Source organism: Erwinia pyrifoliae DSM 12163, assembly GCF_000026985.1.
In the GTDB taxonomy this organism is placed as follows: domain Bacteria; phylum Pseudomonadota; class Gammaproteobacteria; order Enterobacterales; family Enterobacteriaceae; genus Erwinia; species Erwinia pyrifoliae.
Window position 1 is genome coordinate 1,442,917 of the sequence record NC_017390.1, and the last position, 25,919, is coordinate 1,468,835.

General features: G+C 51.8%; 18 protein-coding genes and 1 pseudogene. 17 read left to right on the top strand and 2 right to left on the bottom strand.

The window, feature by feature from the left end:
* Positions 1 to 9: 9 nt before the first annotated feature.
* The 4 genes from EPYR_RS06395 (at position 10) to EPYR_RS06410 (ending at position 7,697) form a co-directional block, all read left to right on the top strand.
* Entirely contained in the window at positions 10 to 669 is a 660-nt protein-coding gene (locus EPYR_RS06395; RefSeq protein WP_012667585.1) for a sugar phosphatase, read from the top strand.
* A gap of 494 nt (positions 670 to 1,163) precedes the next feature.
* Positions 1,164 to 1,847 (top strand): hypothetical protein, encoded by a 684-nt coding sequence (locus tag EPYR_RS19045; protein WP_012667586.1) that lies wholly within the window; start codon positions 1,164 to 1,166, stop codon positions 1,845 to 1,847.
* Positions 1,848 to 2,443: 596 nt separating this feature from the next.
* The gene (locus tag EPYR_RS06405) at positions 2,444 to 4,990 is read left to right on the top strand and encodes an ADP-ribosyltransferase (RefSeq protein WP_012667588.1); all 2,547 of its coding nucleotides are present in this window, start codon (positions 2,444 to 2,446) and stop codon (positions 4,988 to 4,990) included.
* A 160-nt stretch (positions 4,991 to 5,150) separates the two neighbouring features.
* Positions 5,151 to 7,697: an ADP-ribosyltransferase gene (locus EPYR_RS06410; RefSeq protein ID WP_012667589.1), complete on the top strand. Its 2,547-nt coding sequence runs from the start codon at positions 5,151 to 5,153 to the stop codon at positions 7,695 to 7,697.
* 94 nt (positions 7,698 to 7,791) lie between these two features.
* On the opposite strand, the gene yfbR is transcribed toward EPYR_RS06410, so the two are convergent.
* Both yfbR and EPYR_RS06420 read right to left on the bottom strand, forming a co-directional pair.
* On the bottom strand, positions 7,792 to 8,388 hold the full coding sequence (gene yfbR, locus EPYR_RS06415) for a 5'-deoxynucleotidase (protein ID WP_012667590.1): 597 nt from the start codon (positions 8,386 to 8,388) through the stop codon (positions 7,792 to 7,794).
* A 61-nt stretch (positions 8,389 to 8,449) separates the two neighbouring features.
* Positions 8,450 to 9,667: a pyridoxal phosphate-dependent aminotransferase gene (locus EPYR_RS06420; RefSeq protein ID WP_012667591.1), complete on the bottom strand. Its 1,218-nt coding sequence runs from the start codon at positions 9,665 to 9,667 to the stop codon at positions 8,450 to 8,452.
* A 1,014-nt stretch (positions 9,668 to 10,681) separates the two neighbouring features.
* Between EPYR_RS06420 and lrhA the strand changes: the two genes are divergently transcribed.
* From lrhA to nuoM, 13 genes and pseudogenes are all read left to right on the top strand, one after another.
* Complete coding sequence (lrhA, locus tag EPYR_RS06425) at positions 10,682 to 11,611, top strand: transcriptional regulator LrhA (protein WP_012667592.1); 930 nt, start codon at positions 10,682 to 10,684, stop codon at positions 11,609 to 11,611.
* 666 nt (positions 11,612 to 12,277) lie between these two features.
* Positions 12,278 to 12,715 carry an NADH-quinone oxidoreductase subunit NuoA gene (gene nuoA / locus EPYR_RS06430; RefSeq protein WP_004158614.1) on the top strand — a complete coding sequence of 146 codons (438 nt, stop codon included), beginning with the start codon at positions 12,278 to 12,280 and terminating at the stop codon, positions 12,713 to 12,715.
* Positions 12,716 to 12,732: 17 nt separating this feature from the next.
* The gene (locus tag EPYR_RS06435; protein WP_012667593.1) at positions 12,733 to 13,407 is read left to right on the top strand and encodes a NuoB/complex I 20 kDa subunit family protein; all 675 of its coding nucleotides are present in this window, start codon (positions 12,733 to 12,735) and stop codon (positions 13,405 to 13,407) included.
* A 104-nt stretch (positions 13,408 to 13,511) separates the two neighbouring features.
* A pseudogene (nuoC, locus tag EPYR_RS06440) lies at positions 13,512 to 15,325 on the top strand (NADH-quinone oxidoreductase subunit C/D).
* 2 nt (positions 15,326 to 15,327) lie between these two features.
* A complete protein-coding gene (gene nuoE / locus EPYR_RS06445; RefSeq protein ID WP_012667595.1) occupies positions 15,328 to 15,843 on the top strand; it encodes an NADH-quinone oxidoreductase subunit NuoE in 516 nt (171 codons plus the stop codon).
* Complete coding sequence (nuoF, locus tag EPYR_RS06450; RefSeq protein ID WP_012667596.1) at positions 15,840 to 17,180, top strand: NADH-quinone oxidoreductase subunit NuoF; 1,341 nt, start codon at positions 15,840 to 15,842, stop codon at positions 17,178 to 17,180. Before nuoE ends, nuoF begins: the two co-directional genes overlap by 4 nt.
* 50 nt (positions 17,181 to 17,230) lie before the next feature.
* Positions 17,231 to 19,957 carry an NADH-quinone oxidoreductase subunit NuoG gene (gene nuoG, locus EPYR_RS06455; protein WP_012667597.1) on the top strand — a complete coding sequence of 909 codons (2,727 nt, stop codon included), beginning with the start codon at positions 17,231 to 17,233 and terminating at the stop codon, positions 19,955 to 19,957.
* On the top strand, positions 19,954 to 20,931 hold the full coding sequence (gene nuoH / locus EPYR_RS06460; protein ID WP_012440952.1) for an NADH-quinone oxidoreductase subunit NuoH: 978 nt from the start codon (positions 19,954 to 19,956) through the stop codon (positions 20,929 to 20,931). The genes nuoG and nuoH overlap by 4 nt, the downstream gene beginning before the upstream one ends.
* 12 nt (positions 20,932 to 20,943) lie before the next feature.
* Positions 20,944 to 21,486 carry an NADH-quinone oxidoreductase subunit NuoI gene (gene nuoI / locus EPYR_RS06465; RefSeq protein ID WP_004158594.1) on the top strand — a complete coding sequence of 181 codons (543 nt, stop codon included), beginning with the start codon at positions 20,944 to 20,946 and terminating at the stop codon, positions 21,484 to 21,486.
* A gap of 10 nt (positions 21,487 to 21,496) precedes the next feature.
* On the top strand, positions 21,497 to 22,051 hold the full coding sequence (nuoJ, locus tag EPYR_RS06470; protein ID WP_012667598.1) for an NADH-quinone oxidoreductase subunit J: 555 nt from the start codon (positions 21,497 to 21,499) through the stop codon (positions 22,049 to 22,051).
* On the top strand, positions 22,048 to 22,350 hold the full coding sequence (nuoK, locus tag EPYR_RS06475) for an NADH-quinone oxidoreductase subunit NuoK (RefSeq protein ID WP_012440954.1): 303 nt from the start codon (positions 22,048 to 22,050) through the stop codon (positions 22,348 to 22,350). The genes nuoJ and nuoK overlap by 4 nt, the downstream gene beginning before the upstream one ends.
* On the top strand, positions 22,347 to 24,185 hold the full coding sequence (nuoL, locus tag EPYR_RS06480; RefSeq protein WP_012667599.1) for an NADH-quinone oxidoreductase subunit L: 1,839 nt from the start codon (positions 22,347 to 22,349) through the stop codon (positions 24,183 to 24,185). Before nuoK ends, nuoL begins: the two co-directional genes overlap by 4 nt.
* 212 nt (positions 24,186 to 24,397) lie before the next feature.
* Complete coding sequence (nuoM, locus tag EPYR_RS06485; RefSeq protein WP_012667600.1) at positions 24,398 to 25,918, top strand: NADH-quinone oxidoreductase subunit M; 1,521 nt, start codon at positions 24,398 to 24,400, stop codon at positions 25,916 to 25,918.
* Position 25,919 lies beyond the last annotated feature (1 nt).

Consider the following 25,919-nt stretch of genomic DNA (forward strand, 5'->3'; position numbering starts at 1 on the left):
GAAGACGCAGTGAAGTGTAAAGGTTTTCTGTTTGATCTGGATGGTACGTTGGTTGATTCCCTTGCGGTGGTTGAGCGTGCCTGGAAAAGCTGGGGTGAACGCCACGGGATAGCCGCTGACGAGTTGCTGAACTTTATCCACGGCAAGCAGGCTATAACGTCACTACGGCACTTTATGGCGGGGGCCAGTGCGCAGGAGATCCAGCAGGAGTTTATCGAGCTGGAGAAAATGGAAGCAGGGGATACCGAGGGCATTGTTGCTCTGCCGGGTGCGCTTCAGCTGCTGGCGACGCTGGATGAATTATCGATCCCGTGGGCAATCGTGACCTCCGGTTCTGTGCCGGTCGCCAGTTCACGTCATGCAGCGGCAGGTTTACCCGCTCCGTTGGCATTTGTTACCGCTGAGCGCGTAGAGCGCGGTAAACCAGAGCCGGATGCCTATTTACTCGGCGCCCAGCTGATTGACCTTGAACCTGAAGAGTGCGTGGTGGTGGAAGATGCAGCTGCCGGTATTCTCTCCGGACTGGCAGCAGGCTGCCATGTGATTGCCGTTAATCCTCCTGAAGATGCTCAACGGCTGGAAGATGTGGATATGGTGCTCAGCTCGCTGGAGGAACTGATTATTCACAAAAACGCCGATGGCAGCGTCAATATTTATCGCCGACATTAAATCCTGCTTAAATGCTTTGCCCGCGCTAAAGGCCCTCTGAAGTGCGGGTAATTCACACCTTAATTCAATGATACACTCTTGCCGACACCGATCCCGACTTCTTGGCGCTGCTCTTCTTCTGACTCTGTCAAAACCTGGCTTGCCGCCAGATTAGGCGGGCGAAAAGTCTAAAAATGACGCCATTTTCATAAAACAACTTTATACCCTTGTGTGGTCGTATATATATTGTTAATTTGGCTTGTGTATAATTTAATAGCTATTAGCGGATGTCTGAAATGAATAAGATAAACAGGATGTTGGATTTACCACCCATCTATCAGTAATTTATTCTTACTATTGAAAGATGGCGAATCTGGAAGGTAAATGTTTTTCGGTGATGCCTGATATCGAAGGTTGAAAATCAGCTAAATAAAGATGTTTACCGTAAAGTATTTATGGAGTGAAGTCAGTAATGAAAAATAATTTATTATACCTCATTCAACAGGAGTTTTATTATGCCAGCAAACATCACCTTTTCTGAATTACCGCCCCGTACTCAGTCTGCCCCCCCCCCTGAAAACAGAGCTAAAACCGGTAACCTACCCGACTGCGATCACAGTTTACTGGGAGGTGTTTCTTCAGTCGACAATACCCCAAGCAGACTGAGCGCTCCAGGTTTTGGCATTCCTGGCGCAATAAAAAATGTCGACGGCAGCTTTAGTGAGTCGCTTTCGGATAGTTCTGGAAGTGGAAGGGATTACCGCGCAGACGGGATTGAAGGCTGTGGTGATAATAATATTGGCGATGCGGCGCGTCATCCTCGCGGCACGGGGTCTGGTGATGGCGTGGATTCTTATCAAGTGGCGCGTGACTATGTTGTGTCTCTACTCAAATCGCTTACGGAGCAGATAAAAAAGGAACCTGTGATCGTGGGGGGAATAATTTTAATTTTTCTTAAGTGGATTTGTGAGACGATCTATGAATATGGCAGACAGAACGGCGAGTGCCCAATAGATCAGTATCGAGCACACGGATTTTCTTATCCTCCACACAGACTTCATGGCGCGCTCCGTGAGCATGTGAGCGTGCCTCAGCTAGCCGCTCCCTGTACTGAAAGCAGCACAATCCAGACCAGCTCAATACGTCACTACTATACTGATACCCGGGTTGAAGATGTAAACTACTCCCCCAGGTACTAATATCTTGTGACTAGCGTAAATCCATAGAAATAGCGGTTGCATTACTTAGGTCAACCATCCATTTTCGAATTTGGAAGATATGAATGAATGGCTTCTGTGATAGCTCCGCTATTCAATATTTTAAAATTTCACGCTCATCCCATTATTTATTGCTGATTAATGATAGGGGGGAAGTGGTTTTTTTTAAATGGTTTGATAATCCGGAACGGCAGCCAGACGCCTATTAGCGCATCTGTGCCTGTTTTTTTTATTTTCGCTTATCCATAAAGCTTTCTTCTTAAAATAGTGGCTAATAGCGAGCAGAATAACAATTCTTACCATGCCAGCCGTAAATTTACCTCCACTGTTACCTCCGTGTCACGTTCAGATATTATGATAGCTAATCATCTTCTGATTGTTAAAAAAATAAAACTCGTCATTAATCATCAATTCTCACTGGGGCGGACGGGCCTACTGGCACCGTGGTGCTGGATATAATCCTTTTTTCACAAAACGCTTTCTGTTGCCATTTAGTTAGATTCTTCTGTTGAAATAATCCGCATATACTGAAAAAGTGTTAATCTAAATTCTTATTTTTAAGTAAAGGGATCTTATAAATGCAATGTCAACTGTCTGAATTATCGACTGCAGCGAATTTTTCGGCGATGAATGTAGTTTCAGATTGTCCTGAGGACAAGAAAACCCCCCAATCCAGCCGTGATGGACTCTCAGCGAATATTATTTCTGTTTCCAGAATGCCTAACGAGATACTCGCGTCTGGCCACCAGCGCCGGTTTCAATCACGCCAGCAAGGACTGGGTTCTTCAGTCCGGAGATTATCACGGCATCACCCAGATAAATCTGACGAATACGATACGCAATTGCAGGAAGTTTGTGTTGAAGGAGGGGAGCTACAACGGTTGGCTGAAGATTATTCCCGGGCTTGTCTGGAAGCGCAGGCGCTACAAACCCCAGCTCTCAAACTGTGCGGTAAATCAGGCTGGATTGCTGGTGCCGCGCTGGCAACCTTTGGGATCTCTGTGTTCGGCTGTAGCCGCTACCCTTTTGGTACAGGTGGCGCGAATCGCCCGGCAATAAACATGAACAAAAATCTTCTTGTCTTCCCGACAAACGTCGGCACTACAACAATGCAGCCGGAGCCTCTGCCCGAAGCTGCCGGAATATGGGCAGCCAAAATGGCTAATCCCAACGAAATAACGCATGTTGGTGATGTAAAGATAGGAAAGCTGGATTTCTCATGTCTGGAGGAAAGACGAACACTGACGCTGGCAGATATTTTCCGACAGATAGGCAACACATTGTTAAACCCGATTGAAGAATTAGCAAAAGAATCCCAGGTGATTGACTATTACAATAGTTTGCGGCGTTGCCCTGATGATGAAGAAATCAAATTCCTGTCGGCAGTGACAAGCAAAGTGGATCAGGTTGTTAATGCGCTGATTTCGATGGTTCCTGGGGTAATGCCGGCCGTCATTATACACAGGGTGGGGGGGGCTTTATTCCGCATTTTTGCCGATGATTTAGAAGGTAAACCTGTTGATTTTTATAACGTTCAGTCAATAAATGAACAAGTACTGATGATGGCAAAAATGATCGCTGACTTTTCACCTAAGAATGAAAACGGTCAGCTGATTAATAACAAATCCTTGCTGCCGGAGAATACCTGTCTCGAAGATGGATATGTTAAAGCCTGGATTGGAAGTGCTAAGTATACAATAACCAATAAGCATGGGGAATTCATTGCGCGCGATAATAAAGGTGAGTTTCCCGTTAATTATGCTTATAAAGAAAAATCCTGGTATTCGGTACTAAACGAGAAGAAGTTGCTATCTCTGGCTACATCCTCTGCCGGGGATAAAAAGCCAATGAGACTCACTCACTCAGACAGGATTGACTTTGAAATTGCTGATGCTTTGAGAGATGTGCAGCCACTGAGTAGCAGGCTTTTCGGCGCCTCACGCCCAAATGTCAAAGGAATTTACCGATACGCTGAGAAAAACAGAGAAGCGATGCTTGCTGTAAAACTGAACGGAAAATTCTATCGCGTCAGTACCGGTACGACAAAAAACAGGATGTCAGTTTATGATAAACCAGAATCAGAAATCGTCATGTATGACGGCACCTGGTATCTTGCTACTGACGATAAAGACGTTGAGGTTAAATCTGTTTCTTGCAGAGCGAAAAGATCGCCCCCCTCATTTTGCATGAGTTACTCGCAAGAGTTGGATAAAATCCTGGCAGATAATCATGATTACGGCTTAAGTCCACTGGAACTCACCTGGTTGCGGAGTGATGTGAAGAATCCTGCCATTCTGGTGTCCGCGAAAAGTAATAAAAAATATATCCAGCACAATGGTGTTCTCTTTAAAGTTAAAGTGGTTTCAGCTACGTCTTCTGGCAGCGTGGATAGCAGAGAAATACGTATTTACGGTAAAAAGAGGATGGGCGTTTTTAAAAGGAAAACGGATTTTCATATCGCCAGTGGTTATTTCAGTGAATCTAAGGGTGATGGTTTCTTATACAGCAAGGTTGAAAGTATTATGGAGTCGCTTTATCTGACCAGGCCGACGGCAGAAGCCTACCAGTCAGTTAAGGATTTTGAGAGCAGGAACGGCGAAATTACAGCAGAAGAATATAAAAGCATTCGTGCATATGGTGGGGTAAGGTATCGTGATATAAATGATTTTATTTATAATGGCAGGCTGAATGACTATACTGATGATGAACTCAAAGCGACAGTGGTTGCTGATATAAAAAACATCAGGGGTCTGTTAAAGAAATTGCCCAGTATTGATGGTGTGGTATACAGGGGTAGTCAACTCAATTCTCACGGGGTTAAAGCTCTTTCCGACCTTAAAGCAGAAGATATTATATCAAGCCGGAAATTTATTTCAGCCTCAATGGACCCGGCTATAGCAAATACTTTCGCCGCCGGGCCTAATGCTGTCCGCTATACAATTTACGTAAGAAAGGCTGCTCATCCTATACTGACTTTTACGGGGAAATTTAGGGAGGCCGAAGTATTGATAGAGGATAATACCGTATTCAGATGCGTTTACATTTACGGTAAGGACGTCGTTCTGGAAGAATTAGTTAATCCTTCTGGCTATGATTTAAGACGATTAAAACATCTCTATATTTGATTGTCAGTCAGATCCGCAGGGTTTCTGCTTTGGTTAATACTCATGCTCATGGCCGAAACAGAGAGATTACATCGTTGTTTTATGATTTTTATTTTATTTATTATCATTCGCCACTGAAGCGCCAGTTGATTAATTTCAATGAGTATACAGGAATTCAATAATGCCGCGCACTATATCTGAAGCCGCATCTGCGGATCGAACTTCTTTGCTCATTATTCCCCATCAAAGCAGAGGGGATGATGACAAAACAGACTGTCCCGATCGGGGACTTGCTTTGAGTATTTTCTCGGTTTCAGGTTCTGCCATTGAAATGATAACCCCTCATCATTCTTCTTTCATTCAGTGCTGGCAACAGGCTGTTAGCGGGCTGAACGGATGGCTATGCGCCAGCGAGTCAAAAACAAGTTCAGCAGATGAGGCTGAACTTCAGGAAATGCATATCAAAGGAGCAGAACTGCAACTGTTGGCAGAAGATTGCGTCCGTAACGGGCAGCGGCCCGGTGCAATTGCTCCTCCAGCTTTCAGGATGAGCGGAAAATTTGCCTGCTTTGCAGGTGCAGCGCTGGTCACTGCGGGCGCGGGTGCACTGGCTTACACTCACCATCTTTTCAGTTCGGGTGGCATGACAGAGCCGGCGGCCGATCGGCATACGGACAGCACAGCATCTGTTACCGGTAAGGCAATGAGTTCTCTACAGCCGGAGCCTTTACCCATGGCGGCTGCGATCTGGGCGCCAAAAGAGGCTGCCACGACTAAAAAAATACCGACTGATGATGTGAAGAGAGTGAAGATAGATTTTTCTTGCCTTGAGCAACGACAGTCTTTGGGGCTTAGCGGTATTTTAAGACAAATAGGCAAAACGCTGTCAAATCCTGTTGAGGCGCTGGCGCATGAATCGATGATCATTGCTTACTATAATAAGCTGGGTCGTTGCCCGGACGATTTGGCTATTCAGCATATGGCAGCGATAGCAGGCAGAGTGGATCAGACGGTCAGCATGTTGCTATCACTCTTTCCCGAAATGACCCCGTTGGTGATTATGCAAAGAATAGGGGGGAAGTTATTCATCATGCTGGCAGATGATTTGGAGGGGAAATCTCTTGATCCGCAGGATGTTATTGATATCAACAATCCAGTTTTGATGGTAGCAAAGGTGGTAGCGGATATTTCACCTAAAGATGAATATGGTCATATTATTGACCAACACGTCGTGCTACCCGAACAAACCTTTATCAGATACGGCCGTTTACATATTTATCTTAATGGTGAAGAGTATCTTCTGGTTCATCATGGGGAAAAATATCTTGCGATCGGCGATCGCGGGGAAGTGGAGGTCAGCTATTCGGTTGAAAATCAATCATGGAGCCTGGTTAGTAAAAAAGATGCTGTCAGAAACCCTGTTTCCAGCCTGGATAAGAAAACGTCAAAGAATTTGATATCTCACCTGGATGTCTTCGATCTTGAAATGGCGGCCCGTTTAAAAGGTGTGCGGAAACTTGACGCCAGACTCTTCGCACATTTAAATCCAAATAAAAAAGGAATTTATCATTATTCTTTGCCCGGTAAAAAACAGCACCTGCTTGCCTTAAAACTCAATGGCAAGTTCTATCGCGTGAGTAAGGGGTCAACAGAGCGTCATCTGGCTATTTATGCCCGACCGGAAAGCGAAGTCTTTTTATTTCATGGCAAGTATTACCTCGCCAGTAAGAAGCAAAGCATCGGGGTAACGTATTCGTCCTGTCGTTTGAAAAGAGCGCCTGGTCTGCCCTGTATGTCTTTTTCTGCAGATGTAGGGAAGATTCTTGCGGATAACCATGAGGCAGGAGTGATTCTGATCAAATCGGGCGAACTTCATCCCGATAAAAAATATCCTGCTATTCTGGTTTCCAGTAATGGAAAAAATTATATCAAGCACAATGGTGTGCTGTTCAGGGTCAAAATAGTCCATAAGGGAACGGCTGAGCACGCCTCTGATGCAGAAGTTCATATTTATGGCAGGAAACCCTCGGGTCTTTTAAAGAGAAAAAAAGAGTTTTACATAACCAGTGGTTTTTTTAGTTTAGTCAACGGTGAGAATTTTTTAACCAGCAAAATTGAAAACACGATGGAACTCTTCAATTTCTCTAGGCTGACGGCGGAAGCCTATCATCTACTCGAGGATTTCGATAACAATATTGGAGGGATTACCTCTGATGAATATAAAAGTATTCGCACTTATGGCGGCAATAGCTACGCCAATATCAATGGATTTATGTTGGAAAATATGCCTGAGCAGTATAAAAGCCCCCCTGTGAGAGAGCAGGCATTTCAACATGTGAAAAACATCAGAACGCTGTTAAAAAAGTTGCCCAGTATTCACGGTGTGGTTTACCGTGGAAGCAAGCCTGACTGTCATGGGATGATGGATCTAGCCGAACTGAAATCAGGAGATATCATTGCAAGCAAAAAGTTTATCTCTACCTCTACTGAGCAGCAAGTTGCCAGAAATTTTGCGGCTGCCGCCAACGGCATCCGTTATAAAATTAATGTTGTGAAAGCGGCGCACCCGGTGATGCTCTACACGGGTAAACTGACTGAAGCAGAAATTTTAATTGAAGATAATACCGTCTTCAGATGCAAAGCCATTACTGGTCGCGATATCGAACTGGAGGAAGTAGTTAATCCGTCAGACGATGAAAAGGACAGATTGAAATACCTCTTTATCTAGCTGTATCGCCGGCCAGTCAAAGATGAAGTCAGAAACGGCCGGCTGTCTTTAGCCAGGCAAAGACCGATCCTGAGCCTGCCGTCAGAAGGAAGGATTACAGCGATTCCTTGCTGATTTCATCCAGAGAAAGGCTAAAGCTTGGAACAAACACTTCGACAAAATAGTCCATTTCCGGGCTGTGGCGCTGAGCCAGAGTCTTCTCCAGACGCGCTTTTGCCAGCAGGAACTCGTTATTACCAGCAGACAGTTCTTCCAGACATTTCAGATAGGCACAAAGCGCATCCGCCTGCTTAACAATAGCCGTCTCTGCCTCGCTGTGCTGGTGTTCATCGATTAATGGGGCATAGGCTGAACGCAGTTCTTCGGGCAACATCTCAATCAGCTTGTTCTGGGCGATTTTCTCAATTTTTTTGTACTCATGCGCAATTTGCGCATTGTAATACTTTACAGGGGTAGGCAGATCGCCGGTCAGCACCTCGCTGGCGTCATGGTAGATTGCCATCAAAGCAATGCGTTCGGCATTGAGATTGCCGGCGAATTTGGCGTTTCTGATCAGTGCCAGCGCATGAGCGACCATGGCAACCTGCAGACTGTGTTCAGAAACATTTTCAGTACGCACGTTACGCATCAGTGGCCAGCGGTTGATCAGCTTCAGACGGGAGAGGTGAGCAAAGAAATGGCTCTGGGTCATCGTACTTTTTCCTATGCGGCATAAAACAGAGAGCGGCCTTAACCGCTCCGGGGGAGAAGCTTTAACGTTGGCGGTATCCGCTCAGGAAACGGTCAAATTTGCCAATCGCCATTTCCAGTTCATCGACGCGCGGCAGGGTAACAATACGAACATGATCCGGCCACGGCCAGTTAAATGCGCTGCCCTGTACCAGCAACACTTTTTCCTGTAGCAGGAAGTCCAGCACCATCTTCTGGTCGTCATGGATATTGAACTTCTTACTGTCAATTTTCGGGAACATGTACAGTGCCCCATTGGGCTTTACGCAGCTCACGCCCGGGATCTCGTTAATCAGCTCCCATGCACGGTTGCGCTGCTCGTACAGTCGGCCACCGGGCTGGATAAACTCACTGATGCTTTGATAGCCACCGAGTGCGGTCTGAATGGCATGCTGCGCCGGTACGTTAGCGCATAAACGCATTGAAGCCAGCATTTCCAGTCCTTCGATATAGCCTTTAGCGTGTTTCTTAGGACCGTTCAGTACCATCCAGCCCTGACGGAAACCCGCCACGCGATAGGTTTTCGACAAACCATTAAAGGTGATGGTAAGGAGATCCGGTGCCAGAGCAGCAATCGAATGGTGTTGCGCGGCGTCGTACAGGATCTTGTCGTAAATCTCGTCAGCAAAAATGATCAGATTATGCTGGCGCGCCAGTTCAACAACTTCTAACAGTAGCTCTTTGCTGTAGACAGCACCGGTTGGGTTATTCGGATTAATAATCACTATCCCACGCGTGCGAGGGGTGATTTTGCTGCGAATATCGTCAAGATCGGGGAACCAGCCTGCGGACTCATCGCACAGGTAGTGCACCGCTTTGCCGCTGGATAACGAAACGGCGGCCGTCCAAAGCGGGTAATCAGGGGCCGGAACCAGCATTTCATCGCCACTATTGAGCAACGCCTGCATAGACTGCACGATCAGCTCAGATACCCCATTACCGATATAGATATCTTCCACCGTGACGTCGCGCATACCCCGGGCCTGATAATGCTGCATGATCGCTTTGCGTGCCGAATACAATCCTTTTGAATCACAGTAGCCCTGCGCGCCCGGCAGATTACGGATCACATCGACCAGAATCTCATCAGGGGCTTCAAACCCAAACGGGGCAGGATTTCCAATATTGAGCTTGAGGACTTTATGACCTTCTTCTTCGAGTCGCTTAGCTTCTTTTAATACCGGGCCTCGAATGTCATAACACACGTTATCCAGCTTGCCGGATTTATCAATTGGGGTCATATCTGTTGCCTTTACTGGCGGAACCGCGTTCCAGCCGTGGAAAACTTAATAGGGCACAATGTACTCTTCTCCTTTGCGGTTTTGAAGGGCAGGAAGGGGCTTTGTTGAGTTAAAGGGTTTTTTTTTACTTTGTTGATGAGGTGAGGACGCCAAAGTATTCATGGCAAAATATTATGCTGTAAATTAACTTAAAAGCGAGTCTATCGTCTGATTGCGGTTTTATGACCGCTATAGCGTGGCACCGGTCGCACTCAACCAGAAAAACATTAATAATTAGTGCATTGATGATCGGGGTAACAGTCAAGTTATGCTTATTTGTTAGTGCATTTTTTGAGCAGAACAAGGATAGGGTCTGGTTAGAGTGACTAAGCTAATTTCCAGCCTGCTTTTACTGAAAGCCGCGTCGTGTTCGCCCTAACAAGTCGTTTTTATGATGCAGGACGCTGTATTTTGTGCCACAGCCGCTAAAATCTCGCTTTAGTGAAAAGAATAATCAGGTTTGGGCTTAAAAAGTGAACGGCAGTATGTCAGGATAACGTTCAGAGTACCTTGCACTAAATGCACAGGGCTTTGCAGGGATAAAAAAACGTTTTTTGTTCCTTTTATTAGTAAGTGTTACTTAATATTTTACGCTGTGATCCAGCGTGTTGGTAATTGAATTTTCAATGGTTGTTTTAGACTAACAACACTCGAACTCATCTCGTAATGAGTTTTGTCAGTGTTAATTAACTTAAACGACGCGGCTTCCTGCAACTTATGGGTTTGTGCAGCGTGCATGGGTGATGTATCAGACGGAAGAATCTTTACGCAGCAGCCTGTCCTGCTTTAGCCGAACAGAATGAGCAGAATTAAGAATTCTTATTGTCTGAAAATCAGGTATGCATCGGGTAATTTTTTTTGATTGCTAAACACTGTAGCCATTATGCAATTGTTACTCATTTATTATCTCATTGATAAATAGAGTAATAACACCAGGGTAGCTGTTTGTAAAAACTTATAAAGTGAAGATATAATATGACTAGTACAACTCGTTCGATACTCAATCTTGACCTTGATCTGCTGAGAACTTTTGTTGCCGTTGCCGATCTGAACACCTTTGCAGCTGCTGCAACATCGGTGTTCCGAACGCAGTCGGCTGTCAGTCAGCAAATGCAGCGACTGGAACAATTAGTAGGCAAAGAACTGTTCGCCAGACATGGGCGTAACAAGTTATTAACTGAACATGGTATTCAGCTGTTAGGCTATGCCAGAAAGATACTGCGCTTTAATGATGAAGCCTATACCTCTTTGATGTACAGCAATATCCAGGGCGTACTGTCCGTTGGTGCCTCTGATGATACTTCAGACACCATCTTACCGTTTATGCTAAACCGTGTGACCTCGCTTTATCCAAAGCTTGCCATCGATGTTCGTGTTAAGCGCAACCCGTTTATGATGGAAATGCTTAATCAGGGCGAAGTCGATCTGGTGGTCACCACTTCCAGTCCGATGAATTTTATCTGGCAGGTACTCCGCACGTCACCCACCCTGTGGTATTGCGCGGCAGACTATATCTTCCAGCGTGGGGAAGCGATTCCACTGGTCCTGCTGGATGAGCCAAGCCCCCATCGCGATATGGCAATAGATCATCTCAATCAAGCGGGCATTCCGTGGCGTATTTCGTATGTGGCTTCAACGCTTGCTGCAGTACATGCTGCGGTGAAAGCTGGTCTGGGGGTCACGGCTCGCCCGGTAGAGATGATGAGCCCTGAACTGCGTGTCATGGGCGCTGCCGAAGGTCTGCCAATGTTACCTGATACCAAGTATCTGCTATGTCGCAATCCGGACAGTGATAACGAGCTGGCGCTGGCGATCTTCGAGGCGATGGAGCCCGGCAACGATCTGTACCCGCTGAGCACAGAGGATAAAGGCAGCGCGATATTACAGGATAATGAAGAAGAGTAATCTGCTAAATGTAAACGATGACTTTCATCATTTAACGTTGATGAATTTCAATTTTACTTGATAAAAAAGGCCTTTCAGTCGGATTTTAGACTGAAGGGCCTTTTTATTGATAAATATATAGCCTAATTCATGTTCAGATGGCCCTAAAAGTTTATCCTTGCCTCTTTCCAATTGCCTTGTGGTAAATTAAGAGATTTCTTAATTTTCAGCCGTTAAGTTCTTACCGGGAAATCCATTTTACCCAGCAAAATCTGGCTGTTTTTTTATCATAAAACCCTAAAGTGTGTGCTGGATCAAAAAAATAGCCCTTACAAGGGGAAGGAAAAAGAGATTATTCCTGCCAAAATAGACCAGGCTAATAGCAACTCCCACAAGATTTTACCCGCTACACTCTGGATGCACGAAGTGACTGACTCGATTTAGCTCGCTTAATGCGTTTCCTGTGTTAATTTAATGTTCTTTATGTAAAATAATGTGCTGATAGTTTTGTCAAAGTTGACAAAAGGTGAGTTAAAGGAGTAAAAACCACATAAAACTACTGGCTTACTGCTGAAGTCAGTATAATTTTTAAGGTTTTTTCATTGTTCCCTTGAATCGATGTGGTGTGTGAGCTGCCATTTATTAGAGCAGGACGCGTAACGCCACTTTTGGTGAGTAAGTCAGAGTATGTCAACAACCACAGAAGTCGTCGCCCATCACTGGGCATTCGCTGTTTTCCTGATCGTCTCGATAGGTCTTTGCTGCCTGATGTTGGCGGGAGCATGGTTTTTAGGCGGAAAAGCGCGCGGAAGGCATACAAATACACCTTTTGAATCCGGTATTGCTTCCGTTGGCACTGCGAAATTGCGCCTGTCTGCCAAGTTCTATCTGGTCGCCATGTTCTTCGTCATTTTTGACGTTGAAGCGCTCTATCTCTACGCATGGTCGACCGCCATCCGCGAAAGCGGCTGGGTTGGCTTTGTCGAAGCCGCTATCTTCATTTTGGTTCTGCTTGCTGGTCTGTTTTATCTGGTTCGCATTGGCGCGCTGGATTGGGCGCCTGCCCGTCGTCAGTTTGACGTCAAGCCAACTACCATCTCGCACGCCAACCGTCACAAGCAGTAACAGCGAGGCTAAAACACATGGACTATACGCTCACCCGCATAGACCCGAACGGTGAGAATGACCGTTATCCCCTGCAAAAACAGGAGATTGTTACCGATCCCCTGGAAAAGCACGTTCATCAAAATGTCTATATGGGCAAGTTAGAACATGCTCTGCACGATATGGTGAACTGGGGGCGTAAGAACTCCCTTTGGCCGTTCAACTTCGGTCTTTCCTGCTGCTATGTCGAAATGACCACCTCGTTTACGGCGGTGCACGACGTGGCGCGCTTTGGCTCGGAAGTGATTCGTGCTTCGCCGCGCCAGGCTGACTTTATGGTGGTGGCGGGGACCTGTTTTACCAAGATGGCCCCGGTGATACAGCGCCTGTATGACCAGATGCTGGAACCGAAATGGGTGATCTCAATGGGAGCCTGTGCCAACTCCGGCGGTATGTACGATATCTATTCCGTGGTGCAGGGCGTTGATAAGTTCCTGCCGGTAGACGTGTATATTCCTGGTTGTCCACCGCGCCCCGAAGCCTATATGCAGGCACTGCTGCTGCTGCAAGAGTCGATCGGTAAAGAGCGGCGTCCATTATCATGGGTGGTCAACGATCAGGGCGTCTATCGCGCCAATATGCAGTCCGAGCGCGACAGGAAAAACGCAGAGCGTATTGCCGTGACCAATCTGCGTACCCCTGACGAAATTTAACCCAGCAGTTTATGGGTGCGGTCAGAAAAAGCGCGAAAAAAACACAATGTAAGATGCGCTGACCCCCTTGACGCCAACACTGAGCGCCTGTCAGTCAGGCCAGAATGGTGAACAACTTATGACAGATTTAACCACGCAAGATCTCGCTCAGCCGTTATGGCAAACCCGTGATCACCAGGATGACCCGGCGATCGGCGAGCTGCGTAATCGTTTTGGGCCTGATGCCTTTACCGTGCAAGCAACCCGTACCGGCGTGCCGGTAGTCTGGGTGAAACGTGAGCAGTTGTTAGAGATAGTCGAGTTTCTGCGCAAGCTGCCAAAACCCTATGTAATGCTGTATGACCTGCATGGCATGGATGAGCGCCTGCGTACCCACCGTGCCGGGTTACCGGCGGCGGATTTTTCCGTTTTCTACCACTTTATCTCGATTGAGCGCAACCGCGATATCATGCTCAAGGTGGCGCTGTCAGAAAACGATCTGCATGTACCGACCCTGACGAAAATTTTCCCCAATGCCAACTGGTATGAGCGGGAAACCTGGGAGATGTTTGGTATTGATATTGTCGGCCACCCTCATCTGACGCGCATCATGATGCCGCAGACTTGGGAGGGGCACCCGTTACGTAAAGACTATCCGGCGCGTGCGACCGAATTCGACCCTTTCGAGCTGACGAAGCAGAAAGAAGATCTGGAAATGGAATCCCTGACCTTCAAACCTGAAGACTGGGGCATGAAGCGCTCTACCGCCAATGAGGACTTTATGTTCCTCAACCTCGGCCCCAACCATCCGTCTGCGCACGGGGCGTTCCGCATTATCTTGCAGCTGGATGGTGAAGAGATCGTCGACTGCGTGCCGGATATCGGTTACCACCACCGCGGTGCCGAAAAGATGGGCGAGCGCCAGTCCTGGCACAGCTATATTCCCTATACCGACCGTATCGAATACCTCGGCGGCTGCGTCAACGAAATGCCGTATGTGCTGGCAGTAGAGAAACTGGCCGGGATTAAAGTGCCGGAGCGCGTGGACGTGATCCGCGTGATGCTATCAGAGCTGTTCCGTATCAACAGCCACCTGCTGTATATCTCCACGTTTATTCAGGATGTCGGTGCCATGTCACCGGTGTTCTTTGCCTTTACCGATCGCCAGAAAATTTACGATGTGGTGGAAGCCATTACCGGCTTCCGTATGCACCCGGCCTGGTTCCGCATCGGCGGCGTGGCGCACGATCTGCCGAAAGGCTGGGAACGTCTGCTGCGCGAGTTCCTTGACTGGATGCCAAAACGCCTGAAAGCCTATGAGCAGACCGCGCTGAAAAACTCGGTGCTGATTGGCCGTGCCAAAGGGGTTTCTGCCTACAACATGGAAGAAGCGCTCGCCTGGGGAACCACCGGTGCCGGGCTGCGCGCCACCGGGCTCGACTTTGACGTGCGTAAATGGCGTCCTTACTCCGGTTATGAAAACTTCGACTTTGAAGTACCCATCGGAGACGGCGTCAGCTGTGCTTACAGCCGCGTGATGCTGAAGATGGAAGAGATGCGCCAGAGTATGCGCATCCTGGAACAGTGCCTGAACAACATGCCGGCCGGCCCGTTCAAAGCTGACCATCCGCTGACCACGCCGCCGCCAAAAGAGCGCACGCTACAGCATATCGAAACCCTGATCACCCACTTCCTGCAGGTTTCCTGGGGCCCGGTGATGCCGGCCAATGAATCCTTCCAGATGATTGAGGCGACCAAAGGGATCAACAGTTACTACCTGACCAGTGACGGTAGCACCATGAGCTATCGCACCCGCGTGCGTACGCCGAGCTTCCCGCACCTGCAGCAGATCCCTTCGGTGATCAACGGCAGCCTGGTATCCGACCTGATCGTATACCTCGGTAGTATCGATTTTGTTATGTCAGACGTGGACCGCTAATTATGCACGATCAAAGAATTGCGATCGAAACGATCGATGAATCCGGTGCTTTTGTGCTGAGCGCGAGCGAGCGTGACGCCATCGAGCATGAAAAACATCACTATGAAGACGCGCGCGCTGCCTCGATTGAAGCGCTGAAAATCGTACAGAAGCAGCGTGGCTGGGTGCCCGACGGCGCGATTGACGCCATTGCAGAGGTGCTCGCTATTCCTGCCAGCGATGTGGAAGGGGTGGCAACATTCTACAGCCAGATCTTCCGCACGCCGGTAGGGCGCCATGTGATCCGCTACTGCGACAGCGTGGTGTGCCATATCACCGGCTATCAGGGCATTCAGGCCGCGCTGGAAGCAAACCTCAACATCAAGCCGGGACAGACCACGGCGGATGGACGCTTTACGCTGCTGCCAACCTGCTGCCTCGGTAACTGCGACAAGGGGCCGACGATGATGGTGGATGAAGATACTCATGTCCATCTGACGCCGGAAAATATCGCCAACTTACTGGAGCAGTATCAATGAGACAGATTGTGCGTACTGCCGAAATGCATCCGCTCACCTGGCGCATGCGCGAAGATAAGCAGCCGGTATTTCTTGAGGAGTACCGCAGTAAGAACGGCTATGCCGGGGCCGAGAAAGCGCTGAAAAGCATGGCACCGGATGAAATCGTTAGCCTGGTGAAAGACTCGGGCCTGAAAGGGCGCGGCGGGGCAGGTTTCTCCACCGGCCTGAAGTGGAGCCTGATGCCGAAAGATGCGTCGATGAACATCCGTTACCTGCTGTGTAATGCGGATGAGATGGAGCCGGGCACTTACAAAGACCGCCTGCTGATGGAGCAGATGCCGCATCAGCTGGTGGAAGGCATGCTGATCAGCGCCTTCGCCCTGAAGGCCTACCGTGGCTATATCTTCCTGCGCGGTGAATACATTGAGGCCGCGGTTAATTTGCGTCGGGCGATTGCCGAAGCCACCGAAGCGGGTCTGCTGGGCAAAAATATTCTCGGCACCGGCTTTGATTTCGAGTTGATAGTGCACACTGGAGCGGGCCGCTATATCTGTGGTGAAGAAACCGCGCTGATTAACTCGCTGGAAGGGCGTCGTGCTAACCCGCGTTCCAAACCGCCATTCCCGGCCTCCGCCGGCGTCTGGGGCAAGCCAACCTGCGTCAACAATGTGGAAACCCTGTCCAACGTGCCCGCTATCCTCGCCAACGGCGTTGACTGGTACAAGGGCATCTCAACCAGCGAAGATGCCGGAACCAAGATGATGGGCTTCTCCGGCCGGGTGAAAAACCCGGGCGTATGGGAACTGCCGTTCGGCACCACCGCACGCGAAATTCTCGAAGAGTACGCCGGCGGCATGCGCGATGGCCTGAAATTCAAGGCGTGGCAGCCGGGCGGCGCGGGTACTGACTTCCTCACCGAGCAGCACCTCGACCTGCCGATGGAATTTGCCAGCATCGGTAAAGCCGGCAGCCGTCTGGGGACGGCGCTGGCGATGGCGGTAGACCACGAGATCAATATGGTGTCGCTGGTGCGCAACCTGGAAGAGTTCTTTGCCCGTGAATCCTGCGGCTGGTGTACGCCATGCCGCGATGGCCTGCCGTGGAGTGTGAAAATTCTGCGCGCGCTGGAACAAAAACAGGGGCAGCCGGGGGATATCGAAACCCTGCTGCAACTCTGCCGCCAGCTTGGCCCGGGCAAAACCTTCTGCGCACATGCGCCGGGTGCCGTAGAGCCACTGCAAAGCGCCATTAAATACTTCCGCGAAGAGTTTGAAGCGGGTATGGCACCCCAGGTATACAGCAACGCACACGCGATTAGCGGCATCCAGCCCAACCTGTTAAAGGCGCGCTGGTAAGCAAAGTTTAACGCTCGTGCCAGCACGAGCCTTATGGAAGCATGTTCACTATGGCTACAATCCATGTAGACGGTAAAGAATATGATGTTGACGGGGCAGACAACCTGTTACAGGCCTGTCTCTCCCTCGGCCTTGATATTCCTTATTTCTGCTGGCATCCGGCGCTCGGTAGCGTCGGTGCCTGCCGCCAGTGCGCGGTAAAGCAATTTCAAAATGCCGAAGATACCCGTGGACGTCTGGTCATGTCCTGCATGACTCCGGCGTCTGATGGCACCTTTATTTCGATTGATGACGGCGAAGCGAAAGAGTTCCGCGAAAGCGTGGTGGAGTGGCTGATGACCAACCATCCGCACGACTGCCCGGTGTGCGAAGAGGGCGGTAACTGCCATCTGCAGGATATGACGGTGATGACCGGCCACAGCTTCCGCCGTTACCGTTTCACCAAGCGTACTCACCGTAATCAGGATCTGGGGCCGTTCATATCTCATGAGATGAACCGCTGCATCGCCTGTTACCGTTGCGTGCGTTACTACAAAGATTACGCCGACGGCACGGATCTCGGCGTCTACGGTGCGCACGATAACGTCTACTTTGGTCGTACCGAAGATGGTGTGCTGGAAAGTGAGTTTTCAGGCAACCTGGTAGAAATCTGCCCGACCGGCGTATTTACCGATAAAACCCACTCTGAACGCTACAACCGCAAATGGGATATGCAGTTTGCGCCCAGCATCTGCCAGCAGTGCAGCATCGGCTGTAACACCAGCCCGGGTGAGCGCTATGGTGAACTGCGCCGTATCGAAAACCGCTATAACGGCACGGTTAACCACTATTTCCTCTGTGATCGTGGCCGCTTTGGCTATGGCTACGTTAACCTGAAGGATCGTCCACGCCAGCCGATGCAGCGCCGTGGCGACGACTGGATTGCGCTGAACGCTGGCCAGGCGATGCAGGGTGCGGCCGACGTGCTGCGCCAGGCGAAGAAGGTGATCGGCATCGGCTCGCCGCGCGCCAGCGTGGAGAGCAACTTTGCCCTGCGCGAGCTGGTGGGCGCGGAAAACTTCTCCACCGGTATCGCGGCAGGGGAGCAGGCGCGGCTGGAGCTGATGCTACAGGTGCTGCGTGACGGCGGCATTCATACCCCGGCGCTGCGTGAAATTGAAAGCTATGATGCAGTGCTGGTACTGGGTGAGGATTTGACCCAGACCGGTGCGCGCGTGGCGCTGTCGGTGCGCCAGGCGGTGAAAGGCAAAGCGCGTGAGATGGCGGCGGCTCAGAAGGTAGCCGACTGGCAGATCGCGGCGATCCTGAATATTGGTCAGAACGCCAAATATCCGCTGTTTGTGACTAACGTCGATGAAACCCGGCTCGATGATATCGCCGCCTGGAGCTACCGCGCGCCGGTGGAAGATCAGGCGCGTCTCGGCTTCGCCATCGCCCATGAGCTGGACGCCAGCGCACCGGCGGTGAGCGATGTGGATAAAGCGCTGTCCGGCAAAATTGACGTTATCGTACAGGCGCTGGCCGGAGCGAAAAAACCGCTGATTATCTCGGGAACGCACGCGGGTAGCGAGGCGATAATTCAGGCGGCGGCCAACGTGGCTAAAGCGCTGAAGGGGCGCGGAGCCGATGTGGGGATCACCCTGCTGGCGTCGGCGACCAACAGCGTAGGCCTGGGGCTGATCGGCGGTCATTCACTGGATGCGGCGCTAGCCGAACTGACCAGCGGTGCAGCCGATGCGGCGATTATCCTCGAAAACGATCTCTATCGTCACCTGCCAAAAGCCACCGTCGAGGCGGCACTGAGCAACACGCAAAACGTGATTGTGCTCGACCATCAGCGCACCGCGACCACGGAAAAAGCCGGCCTGATCCTTTCTTGCGCCAGCTTTGCCGAAAGCGACGGCACGGTGGTCAGCCAGGAAGGTCGCGCCCAGCGTTTCTTCCAGGTTTACGATCCGGCGTACTACGACGAAAAAGTCCAGATGCTGGAAAGCTGGCGCTGGCTGCACTCGTTGCAGAGCACCATGAACAGCCGTGAAGTGGACTGGAGCCAGCTCGACGATGTGATTGATGCCTGTATCCTGGCCCTGCCGCAGCTGGCCGGAATCAAACAGGCCGCGCCGGATGCCAGCTTCCGTATTCGTGGCCAGAAGCTGTCACGCTCTCCGCACCGCTCCAGCGGACGTACCGCGATGCGCGCCAATATCAGCGTGCACGAGCCGCGCCAGCCGCAGGACAAAGACAGCATGTTCGCTTTCTCAATGGAAGGGAATAACCAGCCGGGTGCCGCCCGTTCACAGATCCCGTTTGCCTGGGCGCCAGGCTGGAACTCACCGCAGGCATGGAACAAGTTCCAGGCCGAAGTGGGCGGGCAGCTGCGCAACGGCGATCCGGGCGTGCGCCTGATCGAAGCGGGTACACCGCAGCTGAACTGGTTTGAATCTGTCCCTGCCGCTTTTACAGCTCAGGATAACAGCTGGCGCGTGGCACCGTATTTCCATCTGTTTGGCAGTGAAGAGATGACCCAGCGCGCCCCGGTGATCCAGCAGCGTATGCCAGAGGCCTACGTGATGGTGAATGCGGAAGATGCGGCGAAGCTCGGCGTTAACGCAGGTACCACCCTGGCGTTCAGCTGCCGGGGCGAAAATCTGCGTCTGCCGGTGCGCTTCTCCAGCACGCTACAGGCAGGGCAGGTGGGTTTACCGCTCGGACTGCCGGGTGTTCCCGCGTTCCTGTCCGGGGCAAATGTTGACAATCTGCGGGAGGCTGCACAATGAGCTGGCTGACACCGGAAGTGATCGACGTCATTATCGCCGTGGTTAAAGCCTTAGTGATCCTGTTCGTCGTCGTCGGCTGCGGCGCGTTTATGAGCTTTGGCGAACGTCGCCTGCTTGGCCTTTTCCAGAACCGCTACGGGCCGAACCGTGTTGGCTGGGGCGGCTCGTTACAGCTGGTGGCCGACATGATCAAAATGTTCTTTAAAGAGGACTGGATCCCGCCGTTTACCGACCGCGTTATTTTTACCCTGGCACCGATGATCGCCTTTACCTCGCTACTGCTGGCGATGGCGATCGTGCCGGTCACCTCCACCTGGATGGGCGCTGACTTGAATATCGGCCTGCTGTTCTTCCTGATGATGGCGGGGCTGGCGGTGTATGCGGTGCTGTTCGCCGGCTGGTCGAGTAACAACAAATACTCGCTGCTTGGCGCGATGCGCGCCTCGGCGCAGACGCTGAGCTACGAAGTGTTCCTCGGTCTTTCGCTGATGGGCGTGGTGGCGCAGGCTGGCTCGTTCAACATGGTCGACATTGTTAACAGCCAGGCGCACCTGTGGAACGTGATCCCGCAGTTCTTAGGCTTCCTCACCTTCTGCATCGCCGGGGTGGCCGTGTGTCACCGCCATCCGTTTGACCAGCCGGAAGCCGAGCAGGAGCTGGCCGATGGTTACCACATTGAATATGCCGGCATGAAGTTTGGCCTGTTCTTTGTCGGTGAATACGTTGGTATCGTCACGGTTTCTGCACTGATCGTCACGCTGTTCTTCGGCGGCTGGCAGGGGCCGTGGCTGCCACCGGTTATCTGGTTTGCGCTGAAGACAGCCTTCTTTATGATGATGTTTATTCTGATCCGTGCTGCGTTACCGCGCCCGCGTTATGACCAGGTGATGTCGTTCGGCTGGAAAGTTTGTCTGCCGTTGACGCTGTTGAACCTGCTGGCGACTGCCGCAGTGATTCTGTACACGGCGCAGTAAGGGGTTAAGAACATGACGTTAAAAGACATTGTCGTTGGATTTGGTACCACGGTACGCAGTATCTGGCTGATCGGCATGAACGCCTTTGCCAAACGCGAAACCCTGATGTACCCGGAAGAGCCGGTCTATCTGCCGCCGCGTTATCGTGGGCGCATTGTGCTGACGCGTGACCCGGACGGTCAGGAGCGCTGCGTGGCCTGTAACCTGTGCGCGGTGGCCTGCCCGGTGGGCTGCATTTCGTTGCAGAAAGCCGAGACCGCCGACGGTCGCTGGTATCCGGAGTTCTTCCGCATTAACTTCTCGCGCTGCATTTTCTGTGGCCTGTGTGAAGAGGCCTGCCCGACCACTGCGATTCAGCTTACCCCAGATTTTGAACTGGGTGAGTTTAAGCGTCAGGATCTGGTGTATGAAAAAGAAAACCTGCTGATTTCCGGCCCGGGCAAGTACCCGGAATACAATTTTTACCGGATGGCGGGTATGGCGATCGACGGCAAAGACAAAGGCGACGCTGAAAACGAAGCCAAACCCATCGACGTCAAGGGCTTGTTACCTTAAGGAGCCAGGCATGGAATTTGCGTTTTATCTTTGCGGACTGGTCGCGGTGCTGGCGACATTGCGCGTCATCACCCATACCAATCCGGTACATGCATTGCTGTACCTGATCATCTCATTGCTGGCGGTGTCCGGCGTGTTCTTCTCGCTCGGCGCCTATTTTGCCGGTGCGCTGGAAATTATCGTTTACGCCGGTGCCATCATGGTGCTGTTTGTCTTTGTGGTGATGATGCTGAACCTCGGCGGTGCCGAAGTGCAGCAGGAGAAAGACTGGCTGAAACCGGGCATGTGGATTGGCCCCGGGCTGCTGTCACTGTTGCTGCTGGTCACCATCGTCTATGCCATTCTGTCGGTTAACGACCAGGGCATTGACGGCACCATGATTGACGGTAAGCAGGTCGGTATCAGCCTGTTCGGGCCTTACGTACTGGCGGTTGAACTGGCCTCCATGCTGCTGCTGGCGGGGCTGGTGGTGGCGTTCCACATCGGCCGCGAACAGCGTGGCGGTGAAGTGCTGGCTAACCGTCCGGCGGACGCGGCGAAAAGCAAGAAGGAGGAGCGGGCATGATCCCTCTGCAGCATGGACTTATTCTGGCGGCCATTCTGTTTGTCCTTGGGCTAACGGGCGTGACTATCCGCCGCAATCTGCTGTTTATGTTGATTGGTCTGGAAATCATGATCAACGCCGCCGCGCTGGCATTCGTGGTGGCGGGCAGCTACTGGGGGCAGGCTGATGGTCAGGTGATGTTTATCCTGGCTATCAGCCTCGCCGCGGCAGAGGCCAGTATTGGCCTGGCGCTGCTGTTGCAGCTGCATCGTCGCAGTCAGAACCTCAACATTGATAAAGTGAGCGAGATGCGCGGATGAACCTTCTTTATTTAACCATTCTGTTTCCGCTGATCGGCTTTTTACTGCTGGCGTTTTCGCGCGGTCGCTGGTCAGAAAACCTGTCTGCTGCCGTCGGCATGGGTGCCGTGGGTCTGGCAGCGCTGGTCACGGCGTATGCCGGGCTTGACTTCTTCCATAACGGCCAGCAGGTGTTTAACCAGGCGCTGTGGACCTGGATGCATGTGGGTCACTTCAGAATTGACGTCAATCTGACGCTGGACGGCCTGTCGCTGACCATGCTGTCGGTGGTGACCGGCGTGGGCTTCCTGATCCATATGTTCGCCTCCTGGTATATGCGCGGGGAGGAGGGTTATTCGCGCTTCTTCGCCTATACCAACCTGTTTATCGCCAGCATGGTGGTTCTGGTGCTGGCCGATAACCTGATGCTGATGTATCTCGGCTGGGAAGGCGTGGGCCTTTGTTCTTATTTGCTGATTGGCTTCTACTATACCCACCCGGCTAACGGGGCGGCGGCGATGAAAGCCTTTATTATCACCCGCGTTGGTGACGTGTTCCTCGCGTTTGCGTTGTTTATTCTCTACAACGAGCTGGGGACGCTGAACTTCCGCGAAATGATGGCGCTGGCTCCGGCACACTTTGCTGCCGATAATCCTATGCTGCAATGGGCCACCCTGATGCTGTTAGGCGGTGCGGTCGGTAAATCTGCCCAGCTGCCGTTGCAGACCTGGCTGGCCGATGCGATGGCGGGTCCAACCCCGGTCTCCGCATTGATCCACGCGGCGACGATGGTGACCGCAGGTGTCTATCTGATTGCCCGCACCCACGGCCTGTTCCTGATGACGCCGGAAGTGCTGCATCTGGTGGGGATTGTCGGCGCGGTGACGCTGGTGCTGGCGGGCTTTGCCGCGCTGGTGCAAACCGATATCAAGCGCGTGCTGGCTTACTCAACGATGAGTCAGATTGGCTATATGTTCCTGGCGCTCGGCGTGCAGGCCTGGGATGCGGCGATCTTCCACCTGATGACCCATGCCTTCTTTAAGGCGCTGCTGTTCCTCTCTTCCGGTTCGGTGATCCTCGCCTGCCACCACGAGCAGAACATCTTCAAAATGGGCGGTCTGCGTAAGAGCATCCCGCTGGTGTATGTCTGCTTCCTGGTCGGCGGTGCGGCGCTGTCGGCGCTGCCGCTGATTACCGCAGGCTTCTTCAGTAAGGATGAGATCCTTGCCGGGGCGCTTGCCAACGGCCATCTGAATCTGATGCTTGCCGGGCTGGCAGGGGCGTTTATGACCTCCCTGTACACCTTCCGCATGATCTTTATAGCTTTCCACGGCAAAGAACAAATCCATGCGCATGCAGGGAAGGGCATCACCCATCATCTGCCGCTGCTGGTGCTGTTAATGCTCTCGACCTTTATTGGCGCAATGATCGTGCCGCCGCTGCGTGGCGTACTGCCGGAGACCAGCGAACTGGCGCACGGCAGCGTGCTGACGCTGGAAATCGCCTCTGGCGTGGTGGCGATTGTCGGCATTCTGCTGGCAGCCGCGCTGTGGCTGGGCAAACGCACGCTGGTTACCGCTGTAGCCAACAGCGCGCCGGGGCGTTTCTTCTCCACCTGGTGGTTTGCTGCCTGGGGCTTCGACTGGCTGTACGACAAAGTTTTTGTGAAGCCTTATCTTGGCATCGCCCGGCTGCTGTCGCGCGATCCGCTGAATTCCCTGATGAATATCCCGGCTCTGCTGGCACGCGGCGGCAACAAAGGGCTGGCGTTCAGTGAAAACGGCTATCTGCGCTGGTATCTTGCCTCAATGAGCATCGGTGCCGTGGTGGTGCTGGCGCTGCTGATGGTGATGTAAAGGTGAGTGGGGTGGCATATTGTTGCCGTCCCGGAAAGAAAAAATCGAAAATTTCTCCTGAATGATGGGCGTTATCGGCGAAGGGAGTTTGTTTACCGCCAGCGCGCAGCAAGCGGAGCATACTTAAGTATGTGAGCATTGCGAGCACTGCCGGGAAGCAAAATACCGAGCAAGATAGCCCAAACAAAGGACACAATAGGGAACAAACCGCCATGTTACTACCCTGGCTTATCATACTACCCTTCGTCGGCGGCCTGCTGTGCTGGCAGTCGGAGCGCTTCGGCGCGAAGCTGCCGCGCTGGATTGCCCTGATCGCAATGGGACTGACGCTGGCGCTCTCGTTGCAGCTATGGCTACAGGGCGGCTATTCACTGTCACAGGCTGAAGGCGGCCCGCAGTGGCAGGCGCAGTTCTCCGTGCCGTGGATCCCGCGTTTCGGCATTGCTTTCCATCTGGCTCTTGATGGCCTGTCGTTACTGATGGTGGTGCTCACCGGCCTGCTGGGCGTGATGGCGATCCTCTGTTCGTGGAACGAAATCGAGAAATGGCAGGGCTTTTTCCATCTGAACCTGCTGTGGATCCTCGGCGGCGTGATCGGCGTGTTCCTGGCTATCGACCTGTTCCTGTTCTTCTTCTTCTGGGAGATGATGCTGGTGCCGATGTACTTCCTGATCGCGCTATGGGGCCATAAGGCCTCCGACGGGAAGACGCGTATTACCGCAGCGACCAAGTTCTTTATCTATACCCAGGCCAGCGGTCTGGTGATGCTGATTGCCATTCTGGCGCTGGTGTTTGTGCACTACAACGCCACGGGCGTGTGGACCTTCAACTATGAACAGCTGCTGAAAACCCCGATGTCGCACGGCGTTGAATACCTGCTGATGCTGGGTTTCTTTATCGCTTTCGCGGTGAAAATGCCGGTAGTACCGCTGCACGGCTGGCTACCGGACGCGCACAGTCAGGCACCGACTGCCGGTTCGGTTGACCTGGCGGGCATTCTGTTGAAAACCGCCGCCTATGGCCTGCTGCGTTTTGCGCTGCCGCTGTTCCCCAACGCTTCCGCTGAATTTGCTCCGATCGCTATGTGGCTGGGGATTATCGGTATCTTCTACGGCGCGTGGATGGCGTTCTCGCAGTATGATATCAAGCGTCTGATTGCCTACACCTCAATTTCCCATATGGGCTTTGTGCTGATTGCTATCTACACCGGCAGCCAGCTGGCGTACCAGGGGGCGGTGATCCAGATGATCGCGCACGGTCTGTCAGCGGCAGCACTGTTTATCCTGTGTGGTCAGCTGTATGAACGCCTGCATACCCGCGATATGCGTCAGATGGGTGGCCTGTGGTCGCGGATCAAATGGTTGCCAGGCCTGTCGCTGTTCTTCGCGGTAGCCAATCTGGGGATGCCGGGCACCGGTAACTTCGTCGGTGAGTTTATGATCCTGACCGGTAGTTTCCACAGCGTCCCGATGATCATCATCATTGCCACCTTTGGTCTGGTGTTTGCTTCGGTTTACTCGCTGGTGATGATGCAACGGGCTTACTACGGCCCGGCAAAATCAGAGACGCCGCTGCGCGGCATGTCAGCGCGTGAGTTCCTGATGATCATGGTGTTGGTGGTGCTGCTGGTGCTGCTGGGGGTTTATCCACAGCCGATTCTGGATACCTCCCACGCTGCGATGAGCAATATTCAGCAGTGGTTTACTGCTTCAATTTCAACTACAAGGCCGTAAT